At 63.5% G+C, this 15,688-nt stretch carries 15 protein-coding genes; 4 read left to right on the top strand and 11 right to left on the bottom strand.

Annotated features, from left to right (window positions below; genetic code table 11):
- Positions 1-117: 117 nt before the first annotated feature.
- Together rnt and pyrC are read right to left on the bottom strand one after the other, a co-directional pair.
- Positions 118-789 (bottom strand): ribonuclease T, encoded by a 672-nt coding sequence (gene rnt / locus WMW70_RS12815; RefSeq protein ID WP_325509295.1) that lies wholly within the window; start codon positions 787-789, stop codon positions 118-120.
- Complete coding sequence (gene pyrC / locus WMW70_RS12810; protein ID WP_341437888.1) at positions 786-1,832, bottom strand: dihydroorotase; 1,047 nt, start codon at positions 1,830-1,832, stop codon at positions 786-788. The genes rnt and pyrC overlap by 4 nt, the downstream gene beginning before the upstream one ends.
- Before the next feature lie 205 nt (positions 1,833-2,037).
- Between pyrC and WMW70_RS12805 the strand changes: the two genes are divergently transcribed.
- From WMW70_RS12805 to WMW70_RS12790, 4 genes are all read left to right on the top strand, one after another.
- The gene (locus tag WMW70_RS12805; RefSeq protein WP_341437887.1) at positions 2,038-2,958 is read left to right on the top strand and encodes a flagellar protein MotY; all 921 of its coding nucleotides are present in this window, start codon (positions 2,038-2,040) and stop codon (positions 2,956-2,958) included.
- 132 nt (positions 2,959-3,090) lie between these two features.
- Entirely contained in the window at positions 3,091-4,308 is a 1,218-nt protein-coding gene (locus WMW70_RS12800; protein ID WP_341437886.1) for an argininosuccinate synthase, read from the top strand.
- 94 nt (positions 4,309-4,402) lie between these two features.
- Entirely contained in the window at positions 4,403-4,795 is a 393-nt protein-coding gene (gloA, locus tag WMW70_RS12795) for a lactoylglutathione lyase (RefSeq protein ID WP_341437885.1), read from the top strand.
- 71 nt (positions 4,796-4,866) lie between these two features.
- Entirely contained in the window at positions 4,867-5,937 is a 1,071-nt protein-coding gene (locus WMW70_RS12790) for a GGDEF domain-containing protein (protein ID WP_341437884.1), read from the top strand.
- Between the two features lie 60 nt (positions 5,938-5,997).
- On the opposite strand, the gene WMW70_RS12785 is transcribed toward WMW70_RS12790, so the two are convergent.
- The 9 genes from WMW70_RS12785 to metG all read right to left on the bottom strand — a co-directional run bounded on the left by WMW70_RS12785 (position 5,998) and on the right by metG (position 15,656).
- Complete coding sequence (locus tag WMW70_RS12785; protein ID WP_341437883.1) at positions 5,998-6,177, bottom strand: PA3496 family putative envelope integrity protein; 180 nt, start codon at positions 6,175-6,177, stop codon at positions 5,998-6,000.
- 108 nt (positions 6,178-6,285) lie between these two features.
- Positions 6,286-6,924 (bottom strand): endonuclease III, encoded by a 639-nt coding sequence (gene nth / locus WMW70_RS12780; RefSeq protein ID WP_341437882.1) that lies wholly within the window; start codon positions 6,922-6,924, stop codon positions 6,286-6,288.
- Complete coding sequence (locus WMW70_RS12775; protein ID WP_341437881.1) at positions 6,921-7,634, bottom strand: electron transport complex subunit E; 714 nt, start codon at positions 7,632-7,634, stop codon at positions 6,921-6,923. Before WMW70_RS12775 ends, nth begins: the two co-directional genes overlap by 4 nt.
- Positions 7,627-8,244, bottom strand: a complete 618-nt coding sequence (rsxG, locus tag WMW70_RS12770; protein ID WP_341438049.1) for an electron transport complex subunit RsxG — start codon at positions 8,242-8,244, stop codon at positions 7,627-7,629. Before rsxG ends, WMW70_RS12775 begins: the two co-directional genes overlap by 8 nt.
- Positions 8,245-8,273: 29 nt before the next feature.
- Positions 8,274-9,305, bottom strand: coding sequence for an RnfABCDGE type electron transport complex subunit D (locus WMW70_RS12765; protein ID WP_341437880.1), 1,032 nt, complete (start codon positions 9,303-9,305; stop codon positions 8,274-8,276).
- A gap of 43 nt (positions 9,306-9,348) precedes the next feature.
- Positions 9,349-12,237 (bottom strand): electron transport complex subunit RsxC, encoded by a 2,889-nt coding sequence (gene rsxC / locus WMW70_RS12760; RefSeq protein ID WP_341437879.1) that lies wholly within the window; start codon positions 12,235-12,237, stop codon positions 9,349-9,351.
- A complete protein-coding gene (gene rsxB, locus WMW70_RS12755) occupies positions 12,234-12,809 on the bottom strand; it encodes an electron transport complex subunit RsxB (protein ID WP_341437878.1) in 576 nt (191 codons plus the stop codon). Before rsxB ends, rsxC begins: the two co-directional genes overlap by 4 nt.
- The gene (rsxA, locus tag WMW70_RS12750) at positions 12,806-13,390 is read right to left on the bottom strand and encodes an electron transport complex subunit RsxA (RefSeq protein ID WP_090252381.1); all 585 of its coding nucleotides are present in this window, start codon (positions 13,388-13,390) and stop codon (positions 12,806-12,808) included. The genes rsxB and rsxA overlap by 4 nt, the downstream gene beginning before the upstream one ends.
- Before the next feature lie 223 nt (positions 13,391-13,613).
- Entirely contained in the window at positions 13,614-15,656 is a 2,043-nt protein-coding gene (gene metG, locus WMW70_RS12745) for a methionine--tRNA ligase (protein ID WP_341437877.1), read from the bottom strand.
- Between the last annotated feature and the right edge of the window lie 32 nt (positions 15,657-15,688).

The following is a 15,688-nucleotide window of genomic DNA, read 5'->3' as shown; positions in this document are numbered from 1 at the left end:
TATGGCCATGTCCCAACCGGATGCTGGAAAAAGTACTACCGGTAGGGTGCGCTGCGCGCACCAGCGCAGCCTGATGATTTGCTGCGCACGGCGCACCCTACAGCAGCAGGGTCGGCTTCAGTCGTCGAAGTCCATCCAGCCGCCCATTTCCTTCCAGCGATTGACGATGCCGCAGAACAGCTCGGCGGTCTTCTCGGTGTCGTAACGGGCCGAGTGCGCTTCCTTGCCGTCGAAGTCGATATCGGCGGCCTGGCAGGCTTTGGCCAGGACGGTCTGGCCGTAGGCGAGGCCGGCCAGGGTGGCGGTGTCGAAGCTGGAGAAGGGGTGGAAGGGGTTGCGCTTGATGCCGGTCCGCGCCACGGCGGCATTGAGGAAGCCCAGATCGAAGCTGCTGTTATGGCCGACCAGGATCGCCCGCTTGCAGCTGTTGGCTTTCAGCGATTTGCGCAGACCACGGAAGATTTCCGTCAGCGCGTGCTCTTCAGTGACGGCCATGCGCAGCGGGTGATCGAGCTTGATCCCGGTGAAGTCCAGCGCCGCCTGTTCGATATTGGCCCCGACGAAGGGCTCGACCCGGAAGAAATGGGTGTGGTCCGGGTAGAGAAAACCCTGCTCGTCCATGGCGATGGTGGTGGCGGCGATTTCCAGCAGGGCATCGGTGGCGCAGTTGAAGCCGCCGGTCTCGACATCCACAACCACCGGCAGGTAGCCGCGAAAACGTGCGGCCATGGGGTGGCGCGGGCCGGAGGGGCTGCTTTCCAGTTCGTCGTCGTACAGATCTTCGCTCACGCGTTTTCCTCCAGCAGGTGCCAGCGCAGGGTTTCGCCGGCACGCAGCGGGATAACGCGTTGCTCGCCCAGCGGCAGGCTGGCCGGGGCGGTCCAGTCTTCACGCACCAGGGTGATGGTTTCGCGGTTGCGCGGCAGGCCATAGAAGTCCGGGCCGTTGAGGCTGGCGAAGGCCTCCAACTTGTCCAAGGCGTTGCGCTGCTCGAAGGCCTCGGCATACAGCTCGATGGCGGCGTAGGCGCTGTAGCAGCCGGCGCAGCCGCAGGCGGCTTCCTTGGCGTGCTGGGCATGGGGTGCCGAGTCGGTGCCGAGGAAGAACTTGGCATTGCCGCTGGTGGCGGCATCCAGCAGGGCGTCCTGGTGGGTGTTGCGCTTGAGAATCGGCAGGCAGTAGAAGTGCGGGCGAATGCCGCCGACCAGCATGTGGTTGCGGTTGTACAGCAGGTGATGGGCGGTGATGGTCGCGCCGACATTGGCCGAGGCGCTCTGCACGAACTGCACCGCATCGCGGGTGGTGATGTGTTCGAACACCACTTTCAGGCTCGGGAAACGCTCCACCACACGGGTCAGGTGTTCGTCGATAAAGACCTTCTCGCGGTCGAATACGTCGATCTCGTTGCGCGTCACTTCACCATGCACCAGCAGCGGCAGGCCGATCTCGGCCATGGCCTCGAGCGCCGGGAAGATCTTGTCGATGCTGGTCACGCCGGAGTCGGAGTTGGTGGTCGCGCCGGCCGGGTAGAGCTTGGCCGCATGGACGAAACCCGAGGCCTTGGCCGCGCGCACGTCGTCGGGGCTGGTCAGGTCGGTGAGGTAGAGCACCATCAGCGGTTCGAAGCGGCTGCCGGCAGGGCGGGCGGCAAGGATGCGCTGGCGGTAGGCGTCGGCTTCGCTGGCGTTGCGCACCGGCGGCACCAGGTTGGGCATGATGATGGCGCGGGCGAAGGTGCGGGCTACATCGGCGACCGTGTGGGGCAATACGGCACCGTCACGCAGGTGGATATGCCAGTCGTCGGGACGCAGCAGGGTAAGGCGGTCAGTCATGGAAGCTTCCAGGCGGGCGAAACGTGGCGAGAATGCTACCGGAAAAGGCTTGTGGCGGCACGCTGAAAGCTGCCCAGTCCGACAATCTCGGACGGATGCCAGGGGCGCTTGGCGCGGCAAGTACCGCGCGCATAGCCGCAAGGCCTCAAGTTTTCCCCTCAGGCACCGATAGCCCGAACGTAAGCCGTATTCCTGGGAGCCTGTCGTGCGCCGTTATCCACTCGTCCTGCTTTGCCTGCTGGCATGCCAGCCAGTGCTGGCCATTAGTTTCCAGACCCGCCTGGAGAAGGTCGAGTGGCAGGTCGAGGGCGATCAGTTCGAATGCCGCCTGAGCCAACCCATTACCGATTTCGGTTCCGGGGTATTTGTACGTCGGGCGGGGGAGCAGGTGACCTTCCGTATGCAGGCCCGCGAACGCTGGCTGGGGGCTGGGTCGGCGACCTTGCTGGCGGCCGCCGCACCCTGGCAGCCCGGGCGCGGCGATATCAATCTGGGCGCGGTCAGCGTTGGCTCCTCCGAGGTGCTGTTCAACAGCTCCCAGGAGCAGGGCGCACGCCTGCTGACCGGCTTGCTCGAAGGCCGCAGCCCATTGCTGCGCCACCGCACCGCCCAGGGCGGCGAAGCCATCGAGGTGCGTCTGCTGCCGGCCAGATTCCACAAGGCCTATAACGACTACCTCGCCTGCACCGCCAAACTGCTGCCGGTGAACTTCGACCAGGTGCGTCGCAGCCAGGTGGGCTTTCCGGGGGGCGGGGTGGACCTCGAACCAATGGCCCGGGCCAAGCTCGATATCATCCTCAGCTTTCTCAAGGCCGACCCCAGCGTCAATCGCATTCAGCTCGATGGCCATGCCGACAACAGTGGCAATCGCCTGATCAATCGCGACCTGTCGCGCCGCCGCGCCCTGGCCGTGATGGAATACCTCAAGGCCAACGGCGTGCCGGCCGAGAACATTACCCTGCGTTTTCATGGCGAACGCTACCCGCTGGTACCGAACAACAGCGAGGCCAACCGGGCGAAGAATCGTCGCGTCAATGTGCAACTCGAACGCGCCCCTGAAGCCCCGCCTGCGGCACCCGCCGAAGCTCCAGCCACCGACCCGGCCGCGCCTGCAACCACTTCCTGAGCCCAGGGAAACACGGCTGGCGGGCAACAGAAGCTGTCGCTTGGTCGTCTCAGGCTGTCGCGGCCCTGTAAATTGGCCGCCGAGGCCAGTAGAATCACGGGTTTTCCCGCACAACCCCGTGGAGTTGATGGCATGGCCGACGTAAACAAGGTAGTCCTGGCATATTCCGGTGGCCTGGACACTTCCGTGATCCTCAAGTGGCTGCAAGACACCTATAACTGCGAAGTGGTGACCTTTACCGCGGATCTCGGTCAGGGTGAGGAAGTCGAGCCGGCCCGCGCCAAGGCCCAGGCCATGGGCGTCAAGGAAATCTACATCGACGACCTGCGCGAAGAATTCGTACGCGATTTCGTCTACCCGATGTTCCGCGCCAACACCGTCTACGAAGGCGAATACCTGCTGGGCACCTCCATTGCCCGTCCGCTGATCGCCAAGCGCCTGATCGAAATCGCCAACGAGACCGGTGCCGACGCCATCTCCCATGGCGCTACCGGCAAGGGTAACGACCAGGTGCGTTTCGAACTGGGTGCCTACGCCCTCAAGCCCGGCGTGAAAGTCATTGCACCTTGGCGCGAGTGGGACCTGCTGTCGCGCGAGAAGCTGATGGACTACGCCGCCAAGCACGAAATCCCGATCGAGCGTCACGGCAAGAAGAAGTCGCCGTACTCCATGGACGCCAACCTGCTGCATATCTCCTATGAAGGCGGCGTGCTGGAAGACACCTGGACCGAGCACGAAGAAGACATGTGGAAATGGACTGTCTCCCCCGAGGCAGCGCCGGATACCCCCACCTATATCGAGCTGACCTACCGTAAGGGCGATATCGTTGCCATCGACGGCAAGGACATGAGCCCGGCCACCGTGCTGGCTGAACTCAACCGCATCGGCGGCGAGAATGGCATCGGTCGTCTGGATATCGTCGAGAACCGCTTCGTCGGCATGAAGTCGCGCGGCTGCTACGAGACCCCCGGCGGCACCATCATGCTCAAGGGCCACCGCGCCATCGAGTCGATCACCCTGGACCGCGAAGTCGCTCACCTGAAAGACGAGCTGATGCCCAAATACGCCAGCCTGATCTACAACGGTTTCTGGTGGAGCCCTGAGCGTCTGATGCTGCAACAGATGATCGACGCCTCCCAGGCCAACGTGAACGGCGTGGTGCGCATGAAACTGTACAAGGGCAACGTGATCATCACGGGGCGCAAGTCCGATGACTCGCTGTTCGACGCCAATATCGCCACCTTCGAAGAAGATGGCGGCGCGTACAACCAGGCCGACGCCGGCGGCTTTATCAAGCTCAACGCCCTGCGCATGCGCATTGCTGCGGGCAAAGGGCGCAAGATGCTCTGATAGACTTGAACACCTGAGCCACAACAAGCCCCGGCCATAAGCCGGGGTTTGCATTTATAAGCCCGCAAGATGGGCCATAACGAGGAGAAATCTGATGAGACTGCTGCATACCATGCTGCGCGTCGGCGATATGGATAAATCCATCGCGTTCTATACCGAAGTGCTGGGCATGACCCTGCTACGGCGCAAGGACTACCCGGAAGGGCAGTTCACCCTGGCCTTTGTCGGCTATGGCGATGAGGCGCACAACAGCGTTATCGAGCTGACCCATAACTGGGGTGTCGACGGCTATGATCTGGGCACGGGTTATGGCCATATCGCCCTGGAAGTGGCCGACGTGTACAAGGCCTGCGAGGACATCCGCGCCCGCGGCGGCAAGATCACCCGCGAGCCGGGGCCTATGAAGCACGGCAGCAGCATTCTGGCCTTTGTCGAAGATCCCGACGGCTACAAGATCGAACTGCTGTCGCCGTCGCGTGCCGACTGACAGCTGCTAGACTTTGTAGGCAATGGCTTGCAAGACTAATTGCAGTTTTGCCAGGCCGGGCGAGGTGTTCCATGGCTAGCGAGAACTATGCACAGCGGCTGATCCAGGCCGTGCAGGAGTTATCCATGGCAAGGAGCCTGAATGCGGTAGCGGAAGTCGTGCGCCATGCGGCGCGCGAGTTGGTCGGGGCCGACGGTGCCACCTTCGTCTTGCGTGACGGCGAGCAGTGTTTCTACAAGGACGAAGACGCCATCAGTCCGCTGTGGAAGGGCCAGCGCTTTCCCCTGCTGGCCTGCATCAGCGGTTGGGCCATGCTCAATCGCCAGGCCGCGGTCATCGAAGATATCTACCTGGATGATCGGATTCCCCACGCCGTCTATCGACCGACCTTCGTCAAAAGCCTGGTCATGGTGCCGATCCGTGCACTGGAGCCCATAGGCGCTCTCGGCACCTACTGGGCCAGCCAGCACCGCGCTACGACGGAGCAGGTCGAGATGCTCCAGGCCCTGGCCGACGCCACCTCGGTGGCGCTGGAAAACGTTCAGGTGTATGCCGAGCTGGAGCGTCGAGTGGCGGAGCGCACCGCGCAACTGGCCGAAACCAATAGCCGTCTGCGCGTCGAGATTGCGGAGCGGGAGCGGGCCGAACAGGCGGTGCGCCAACTGTCGCTGAGCGATGAACTGACCGGTCTCTACAACAGGCGCGGCTTTCTGCTGCTGGCCGAGCGCGAGCTGGAGGCCGCGCGGCGGCGCAAGGGACGCAGCCTGCTGCTGTATGCCGACCTGGATTATCTGAAACAGGCCAACGATCGCTTTGGCCATGCCATGGGCGATAGCATGCTGATTGATGCGGCCCAGGTGCTGCGGTCCCTGTTTCGCCCCACCGATGTGGTGGCGCGCCTGGGGGGCGATGAGTTCGTAGTGCTGGCCTGTCATTACAGCAGCAGCGAAGAGGTGCTGCAGCGTCTGGACAAGGCCGTGGCGGCCTTCTGCCGCAATAGCGGTCGGCAGTTGTCGCTGAGTGTCGGCATTGCCGAGTCGTCGTTGCAGGCTGACGAGAGCCTGGAGCAGTTGCTGACCCAGGCCGATGCCGCCATGTACGCCAACAAGTGCGCCAGGCGTGATTTGCAGGCCGTGAGCTAAGCAGGCGCTACAACGAAAAAGCCCCGCGGATCGGCGGGGCTTTCTATGACGGGCTAGGGCTTACAGGTCGAAGTCGTATTCGGCCAGCTGCTTGTGCAGGCGTCGTTCCTCGAGAAAGTTATCGATGATGCGGCGCTTGGTCAGGTTGGTTTTTGCCACCTCGACCGGGGTTTCCGCATCCTCGGTCTCTTCTGCAACAAAGTCTTCATCGAGTTCAAGATCTTCTTTCGCGGTGCTCATCTTTTTCACTCCTGGCTACAGGGGGCCATTTGCGCACCTTATAGCGGCAAAACCTGTGCGGGTAAAAAAGATTTTTTCAATCGACCTATCGATTGGCTAAATAGCCGCTCAATCGTCTGAGGTTTTCTGCTTGTATTCGCATAGGTCTTCGATGCGGCAACTGCCGCAGCGCGGCTTGCGCGCCTGGCACACGTAGCGGCCGTGCAGGATCAGCCAGTGGTGTGAGTCGAGGAGAAATTCCTTGGGCACAAACTTCATCAGCTTCTTTTCCACCTCCAGCACGTTCTTGCCGGGAGCGATGCCGGTGCGGTTGCTGACCCGAAAAATATGCGTGTCCACGGCCATGGCCAGCTGGCGAAAGGCGGTATTGAGCACCACGTTGGCGGTCTTGCGGCCGACGCCGGGCAGGGCTTCGAGGTCTTCGCGGTTATCCGGTACCTGACTGCCGTGCTTCTCGATGAGGATACGGCAGGCCTCGATGACGTTCTTCGCCTTGCTGTTGTACAGGCCGATGGTCTTGATGTAATCCGACAGCCCCTCCACGCCCAGGGCATGGATGGCCTCGGGGGTGTTGGCTACCGGGAACAGTTTGGCCGTGGCCTTGTTGACGCTGACGTCGGTGGCCTGGGCGGACAGGGTGACCGCCACCAAAAGCTCGAAGGGCGAGCTGTAGGCCAGCTCGGTCTTGGGCTCGGGGTTGTCTTCGTGCAGGCGGCGGAAGATCTCGTAGCGCTTGGCCGCGTTCACTCGATGACTCCGGTCACCCGCACCCGGCGGCTTTGCACCGGCACATCGACCTGGCGCGCCTTGGCCCGTTCGGCCAGCACCTCGTCCACGCGGTTTTTACAGGCGATCAACAGGCCGAGGACGATAAAGGCTCCCGGCGGCAGAATGGCCAGCAGAAAGCCGCGGTACTCGGGAAACACCGTTACCTGCCAGTTGGCGGCAAGCGGGCCGAACAGCAGGTGCATATTGGCGAACAGCACGCCGGTGCCGAACAGCTCACGCAGGGCTCCGATCATCACCAGCACCGAACCGAAGCCCAGGCCCATGGCCAGGCCGTCATAGGCGGAGCGGGCCGGGTCGTTCTTCGCCGCGAAACCGTCGGCGCGGCCGAGGATCACGCAGTTGGTGGTGATCAGCGGGATAAAGATGCCGAGAATCTGGTACAGCTCGTAGGTAAAGGCCTGCATCAGCAATTCGATGCAGGTGGTCAGGGCGGCGATGATCATCACAAAGGCCGGCAGCCGCACCGCGGTGTTGACTACGCCGCGCACCAGCGATACCGCGGTGTTGGAGCAGATCAGCACCACCGCGCTGGCGAGTGCCAGGCCGAGGGCGTTGACCACAGAGTTGCTCACCCCCAGCAGTGGGCAGAGGCCGAGCAGCTGCACCAGCGCCGGGTTGTTCTTCCACAGGCCGTTAAGGGTGATATCGCGGTAACTGGGGCTAGCCATTGGACTTCACCTGGGCTGCGAACAGCTGCTGCTTATGGGCATCGAAATACTGCAGGGCCTTGTGTACCGCCTTGACCACCGCGCGCGGGGTGATGGTGGCACCGGCAAACTGGTCGAACTCGCCGCGATCCTTCTTCACCGCCCAGCCCGCTTCGTCGGGCGCTTGCAGCGAGCGCCCGACGAAGCTTTGGATCCAGGGGCTTTTCGCCAGTTCGATCTTGTCGCCCAGGCCCGGGGTTTCCCGGTGGTTGAGCACCCGTACCCCGGCCAGGCGGCCATCGATCTGGATACCGATCAGCAACCGGATCGCGCCGCTGTAACCATCCGGGGCGGTAGCGCGCAGGATAATGGCGCTGGGTTGGCCATTCTTCAGGGCGATATAGGCGGGCTGGGGCGATTTGCTGCCGAGCAGCAGTGGGTCATGCAGCTGGATACTGTGGTCCAGCAGCTGGTTGTCGTAGCTGCCCGGGGGCAGGATTTCGCTCAGGGCGCGGACCTGAGCCGCGCGCTCGGAGGCGGCGATACGCCCGGCAGTGGCTTGTTGCAGCACCGCCACCAGACCCACGGTGGCAATGGCGAACAACCCGAGTACCAGGCTGTTCTTCAACATCGAGCGGCTAATTTCAGGCAGGGCCACGGTCACTCTCCCAACTTGAAGCCGCGAGTCGGCTTGCGGTGGCCATAGGTGCGTGGCCGCGTGTAGTAGTCGATGGTTGGGGCCGCCAGGTTCATCAGCAGCACGGCGAAGGCCACCCCGTCCGGGTAACCGCCCCAGGCGCGGATCACATAGACCAGCACGCCGACGCCGACGCCAAAGAGCAGTCGGCCGAGGTTGCTGGTCGCGCCGCTGACCGGGTCGGTGACGATAAAGAAGGCCCCCAGCATGGTCGCGCCGGTGAGCAGATGAAACAGCGGCGAGCCGTGGGAGTCTGAGCCTGAGCCGTTCCAGAACAGCAGGCTCATCAGGGCCAGGGCGGCGAGCATGCCCACCGGCGCATGCCAGCTGAACAGGCGCTTGTGCAGCAGGTACAGACCGCCAGCGAGGAAGGCCAGGTTGACCGCTTCGGTGGCGGCACCGCCGAGATAGCCGAAGGCCGGATTCTGCGCCCACAGCTCGTCCATGGTCAGGCTCTTATTGATCTTCAGGGCGTCCAGGGCGGTGGCCTGGGCCCAGCCGTCGGGCAGGCTGGCGAGGCCGAGGATCTGCTGCAGGCCGTCCAGCAGGCCGACAGTATGGGGGGCTGGCCAGCTGGTCATCTCCACCGGGAAGGAAATCAGCACCACCACATAGCCAAGCATCGCCGGGTTGAAGGGGTTCTGCCCGAGACCGCCATACAGCTGCTTGCCGAATATCACGGCAAAGCCGGTGGCCACCAGGGTCAGCCACCAGGGTGAGTAGGGCGGCAGCGCCAGGGCCAGCAGCACGGCGGTGACCAGCACGCTGTAGTCCTTGAGGAAGAACAGTAGCGGGCGCTTGCGCAGGGCCAGAATGGCGGCCTCGAAGCCCAGGGCGCAGATACTGGCCCACAGCAGGTTGATCAGGGTGCCGGCACCGAACAGCCAGGTCAGGGCCAGGATGCCCGGCACCGTGGCCAGCAGCACCTGCAGCATGACCTGCTGGGTGCGGTTGCTGCCCTTGGCGTGGGGCGAGGTGATGCGGGGCAGGGCCATTGGTGCTCCGGTTGATGCTTGGGTTGGTTGCGCGGGGCTGTTATCAGCTGTCCGCGTGTTCCTGTAGCTTGCTTTCGGCGTCTGTCAGCCGCTGGCGCGCGGCGGCCAGGGCATCGGTTGCGCTGCTGTCGTCGCGCTCCAGTTTGCGCAGGTCGGCGCGGGCGAAGGCCACCTCGGTTTTCAGGGCGCGGGTGGTTTCGTCGATGGGCTTCTTGTCGGTGCGCACCAGCTCTGGCGCGGGCTTGCCGGAGGCATCCTCGGCCTGATGCAGCGCCTGTTCAGCCGCCGCCAATGCGCTGCGCAGTGGTTCGAGCGTGGCATCGTCGCTGCCGGCCTTCTCGGCCTTTTTCAGTTCGGCGCGCTTCATCGCCAGTTCGATCTTGGCCTTTTTCAGCGGATCGACGGCTTGTGCATCAGTCGTTTTTTCTGCGACTGCCGGTGCCTGGGCTTCGAGACCAGCCAGTAGCTTCTCTGCCGCCTCCAGCTGGCTGCGCACTTGTGGCAGTTCGGCTTCCTGCTCGGGACTGGGCGCTTCGAGTCTTTCCAGCTTGCGCATTTGGGCGCGGAGCATGGCGGCATCGATCTTGGCTTTTTTCAGTGCGCCATCGTCGGCAGCAGTTTTGGCTGCGGGGGCCGGTGCCTGGGTTTCGAGGCCGGCCAGGAGTTTTTCCGCCGCTTCCAGCTGGCTGCGCAATTGTGGCAGTTCGGCTTGCTGTTCGGGGCTGGGCGCTTCGAGTCTTTCCAGCTTGCGCAGCTGGGCGCGGAGCATGGCGGCATCGATCTTGGCTTTTTTCAGTGCGCCATCGTCGGCAGCAGTTTTGGCTGCGGGGGCCGGTGCCTGGGTTTCGAGGCCGGCCAGGAGTTTTTCCGCCGCTTCCAGCTGGCTGCGCAATTGTGGCAGTTCGGCTTGCTGTTCGGGGCTGGGCGCTTCGAGTCTTTCCAGCTTGCGCAGCTGGGCGCGGAGCATGGCGGCATCGACCTTGGCTTTTTTCAGCGCGCCATCGTCGGCAACCGGTTTGACTGCCGGGGCTGGTGCCTGGGCTTCGAGACCAGCCAGTAGCTTCTCTGCCGCGTCCAGCTGGCTGCGCACTTGCGTTAGTTCGGCCTGCTGCTCGGGGCTGGGCGCTTCGAGTCTTTCCAGCTTGCGCAGCTGGGCGCGGAGCATGGCGGCATCGATCTTGGCTTTTTTCAGTGCGCCATCATCGGTGGCAGTTGCTGGCGCGGCCGGAGTTGGCGGGTTGGCGGCCATGGCCGTGTCGAGCGCCTGCTGGGCGGCGGCTGCGGCGCTGCGCAGTTCGTCGACCTGGGCCTGCAGTTCGGGGCTGGCATGGGCGGCCAGCTGTTTCTCGGCCTTTTTCAGGGCGACCTGGGCCATGCTGGCTTCGATCTTGAGTTTCTTCTGTTCGTCACTCAGGCCGGCCGGTTTGGCTGCAGGTACGTCGTTGCTGGCCGCAGCAGTTGCGGCGTGGGCCTGGGCGGCCTTGGCCTGGGCCGCTTTGGCGGCGCGGGCCTGACGTTCGGCTTCCTTCTGCTCTTCGGCGCGGCGCAGGCGTTCCTGGCGCAGCTCGAAGCGCTGTTTCGACTGCTCGGCCTTGAGCTGCTTCTGCTCCAGGTCGCGAATTTCGCCCTTGGCCGCGCGGTAGTACTGCACCAAGGGGATGCTTGATGGGCAGACGTAGGCGCAGGCGCCGCACTCGATGCAGTCGAACAGGTTATGCGCCCTGAGCTGCTCATGCTCCTGGCCGATGGCGAAGAAGTGCAGCTGCTGCGGCAACAGGCTGGCAGGACAGGCCTCGGCACATTCGCCGCAGCGGATGCAGGGCATGGCCGGCGGCGGGGCCGGCAACTCGGCCGCGGTCGAGGCCAGCAGGCAGTTGGTGGTCTTGATCAGCGGTACGGCGAAATCCGGCAGGGTAAAACCCATCATCGGCCCGCCCATGATCAGGCGATTCAGCTTGCCGCGGTCGAGGCCGGCAAACTCCAGCAGTTCGCCCACCGGGGTGCCGAGTAGCACCTCGACGTTCATCGGCCGCGCCAGGGCTTCGCCGGTGAGGGTGGTGATGCGCGAGATCAGTGGCTTGCCGTTGATCACCGCGTCATGAATGGCCACGCAGGTGCCGACGTTCTGGCAGAGGATGCCGATATCCGCGGGCAGGCCGCCGCTGGGCACTTCCACGCCGGTGAGAATCTGGATCAGCTGCTTCTCACCGCCCGAAGGGTATTTCGTGGGGAACACCTTGAGCTGATAACTGCGCTCGCTCAGCGCGCTGCGCAGCGCGGCAATGGCTTCGGGCTTGTTGTCTTCGACGCCAATCAGCACCTCATCGGGCTGGATCAGCTGGGCGAGGATATCGATGCCCGAGATCAGTTCGCTCGCGCGTTCGCGCATCAGCAGGTCATCGGCGCTGATATAGGGTTCGCACTCGGTGCCGTTGATGATCAGCGTGTGAATCTTCTGGGTCGGCCGCGCGTTGAGCTTGACCGCCGTGGGAAAGCCCGCACCGCCCAGGCCGCTGATCCCGGCCTGGCGAATCAGCTCGATCAGAGCGCTGTTTTCCAGATGGCGATAGTCCGCCCAGGGCGTCAGTTCGATCCACTGCTCCAGGCCGTCGCTGTCGATGACGATAGCCGGGGCGAGCATGCCGGATACGTGCGGGTAGGGCTGTGGACCAATAAAGCTCACGGTGCCGGAGGTCGGCGCATGCACCGGCACGCTGACAAAACCATTGGCGGCGGCGATCAGCTGGCCTTTCAGCACGCGCTCGCCCACGGCCACCACCGGCTCAGCCGCCGCGCCTATATGCTGATTAAGCGGCAGGACCAGGCGCTTGGGCAGCGGTGCGGGTTGAATCGGCGTGCGGTTGGACAGCTCCTTGCGCTCGGCCGGGTGGATGCCACCGGGAATATCCCAGATGCGTTGCTGCGCGCTCATGCTGCCTGCTCCCGGTCCGAGGCGATCAGTTGGCCGGGGGCCAGGGGTTTTTCCCATTTCCAGCTCTGTAGCGTGCTGCCGACCTCAAGCATGTCGATGCAGTCCACCGGGCAGGGTTCGACGCACAGGTCGCAGCCGGTGCACTCGCTGACGATCACCGTGTGCATCTGCTTGGCCGCGCCGACGATAGCGTCCACCGGGCAGGCCTGGATGCACTTGGTGCAGCCAATGCACTCGGCTTCGCGGATATAGGCCACCATCTGCGGTTTCTCGCCTTCCACGGCGTCCAGCGGCTCGGCTTCAACGTCGAGCAGGTCGGCCAGGGCGGCGATGGTTGCTTCGCCGCCGGGTGGGCATTTGTTGATCTTGTCGCCGCCGGCAATCGCCTCGGCGTAGGGCTTGCAGCCCGGATAGCCGCACTGGCCGCACTGGGTTTGCGGCAGCAGGGCATTGATCTGTTCGGCAATCGGGTTGCCTTCGACCTTGAATCGCACCGCGGCGAAACCGAGGATGGCCCCGGCCACCAGGCACAGGCCGAGCAGGGCCAGAACGGCGATCAGCACCAGACTCATAGCTTGATCAGCCCGGTAAAGCCCATAAAGGCCAGGGACATCAGCCCGGCAGTAATCATGCCGATGGCCGCGCCCTGAAAGGATTTGGGCACGTCGGCAATGGCAATGCGCTCACGCATGGCGGCGAACAGCACCAGCACCAGGGAAAAGCCCAGGCCGGCGGCGAAGCCGTTGGCGGTGGCGGTGATAAAGGTGAACTCGGCCTTGTTGGCGTTGAGCAGGGCCACGCCCAGAACGATGCAGTTGGTGGTGATCAGCGGCAGGAATATACCCAGCACGCGGTACAGCAGCGGGCTGGTCTTGTTCACCACCATTTCGGTGAACTGCACCACCACGGCAATCACCAGAATAAAGCTGATGGTGCGCAGGTATTCGATATCCAGCGGTTTAAGCACGTACTGCTGCACCAGGTAGCTGCACATGGCGGCCAGGGTCAGCACGAAGGTGGTGGCCAGGGACAGGCCGATGGCCGTCTCGATCTTCTTCGACACGCCCATGAAGGGGCACAGGCCGAGGAACTGCACCAGCACGAAGTTATTGACCAGGATGGCGCTGACCATGATCAAGGCGAGTTCGGTCATTGCAGGTTCCATTGATGGACGGGCAAAAGGCCATTTCCCTCATCCGGCGCTACGCGCCACCTTCTCCCAGGGGTAGAAGGCCAGAAGGATGCTGTCGCTGCGCGACTTACTGTGTTCAAGGGCCGCTATTATCGGTAAGCCGACCCAGCCAGACAAGCTGGATCAGCCACCTTGAGGTGTCGGCATAAGGCTGGCAGCCCAAGAAGCTACAGGCTGCCCGGGCTTATTTGACCCGTTGACCCGGCTTGGCACCGCTGTCGGGGCTAAGCAGGTAGATTTCTTCACCGCCGGGGCCGGCCGCCAGCACCATGCCTTCGCTGACGCCGAACTTCATCTTGCGCGCTGCCAGGTTGGCCACGTACAGGGTCAGGCGGCCTTCCAGCTTGCTCGGGTCCGGGTAGGCGCTCTTGATGCCGCTGAACACGTTGCGCTTGGCATCGCCGATATCCAGGGTCAGGCGCAGCAGCTTGTCGGCCCCTTCGACGAATTCGCACTTCTCGATCAGGGCGATACGCAGATCCACCGCGGCAAAGGCGTCGAAGGCGATCTCGGCGGCCAGCGGGTCTTTAGTCAGCTCGCCATTGCCCGCTGCGGCAGGTGCGGCTTCGCTGGCGGCCAGGTCTTCTTTGGAGGCTTCGATCATGGCGTCGATTTTCGCAGGCTCGATACGGGTCAGCAGGGCGCTGAACGGATTTAGCTGGTGGTCGGCCAGCAGCGTCTGGTGGTCGTCCCAGCTCAGCGGCGCGACATTGAGGAAGGCCTCGGCATCGCTGGCCAGCTTGGGCAGTACCGGCTTGAGGAAAATCACCAGCTGGCGGAACAGGTTCACGCCCAGGGCGCAGATGGCCTGCACTTCGTCCTGCTTGCCGTCCTGTTTGGCCAGGGACCAGGGGGCTTTGTCGGCGATCCAGGCGTTGGCGCGGTCGGCCAGGGCCATGATCTCGCGCATGGCGCGGGCAAAGTCGCGGGCTTCATAGGCTTCGGCGATGCTCGGCGCGGCGGCCTGGAAGGCCTCGGTCAGTTCGGGCGCGGCGTTGCCGGCGACCAGCAGACCGTTGTTGCCCTTGTGGATAAACCCGGCGCAACGGCTGGCGATATTGACCACCTTGCCGACCAGGTCGGAGTTGACCTTCTGCACGAAGTCTTCCAGGTTCAGGTCCAGATCGTCGACGCCGCGGCTCAGCTTGGCCGCGTAGTAGTAGCGCAGGTACTCGGGGTTGAGGTGATCCAGGTAGGTGCGTGCCTTGATAAAGGTGCCGCGCGACTTGGACATCTTCTGCCCGTTGACCGTCAGGTAGCCGTGTACGGCGACCGCGGTCGGCTTGCGGAAACCCGCGCCTTCGAGCATGGCCGGCCAGAACAGGGCGTGGAAGTTGACGATGTCCTTGCCGATAAAGTGGTACAGCTCGGCGGTCGAATCCTTGCCCCAGAACGCATCGAAGTCCAGCTCGGGCGTGCGCGCACAGAGGTTCTTGAAGCTGGCCATATAGCCGATCGGCGCGTCCAGCCAGACGTAGAAGTATTTGCCGGGCTCGTCGGGGATCTCGAAGCCGAAGTAGGGCGCATCACGGCTGATATCCCATTCCTGCAGGCCGGAATCCAGCCATTCGGCGATCTTGTTGGCCACCGCATCCTGCAATGCGCCGCCGCGGGTCCAGCTTTTCAGCATGGCCTCGAAGTCTGGCAGCTTGAAGAAGAAGTGTTTGGAGTCGCGCAGCTCCGGCACCGCGCCGGAGATGGCCGAGCGTGGGTTCTTCAGCTCGGTTGGCTCGTAGGTCGCTCCGCACTTTTCGCAGTTGTCGCCGTACTGGTCTTCGGCCGCGCACTTGGGACAGGTGCCCTTGATAAAGCGGTCGGCGAGGAACATGCCCTTTTCCGGGTCGAAGTACTGGGTCACCGAGCGGGTAGCGATATGCCCGGCGTCGCGCAGCTTCAGGTAGATGGCCGCCGACAGCTCGCGGTTTTCATCCGAGTGGGTCGAATGATAGTTGTCGAAGTTCACCCCGAAGTCGGCGAAGTCGGCGGTGTGTTCGGCCTGCACATTGGCGATCAACTGTTCCGGGGTGATGCCTTCCTTCTCGGCGCGCAGCATGATTGCCGAGCCATGGGCATCGTCGGCGCAGACGTAGATGGCCTGGTTGCCGCGCAGCTTCTGGAAGCGCACCCACATGTCGGTCTGGATGTACTCGAGCATATGGCCAAGGTGGATCGAACCGTTGGCATAGGGCAGGGCGCTGGTAACGAGAATCTTGCGGGCTTCGCTCATGGGGATCGGCTGCACTGGTAACTCAGGGAAGC

This window comes from Pseudomonas sp. XK-1, from assembly GCF_038069885.1.
GTDB lineage: Bacteria > Pseudomonadota > Gammaproteobacteria > Pseudomonadales > Pseudomonadaceae > Aquipseudomonas.
Note: the sequence above shows the minus strand (reverse complement) of the source record. Positions and strands in the feature narration are given on the sequence as shown.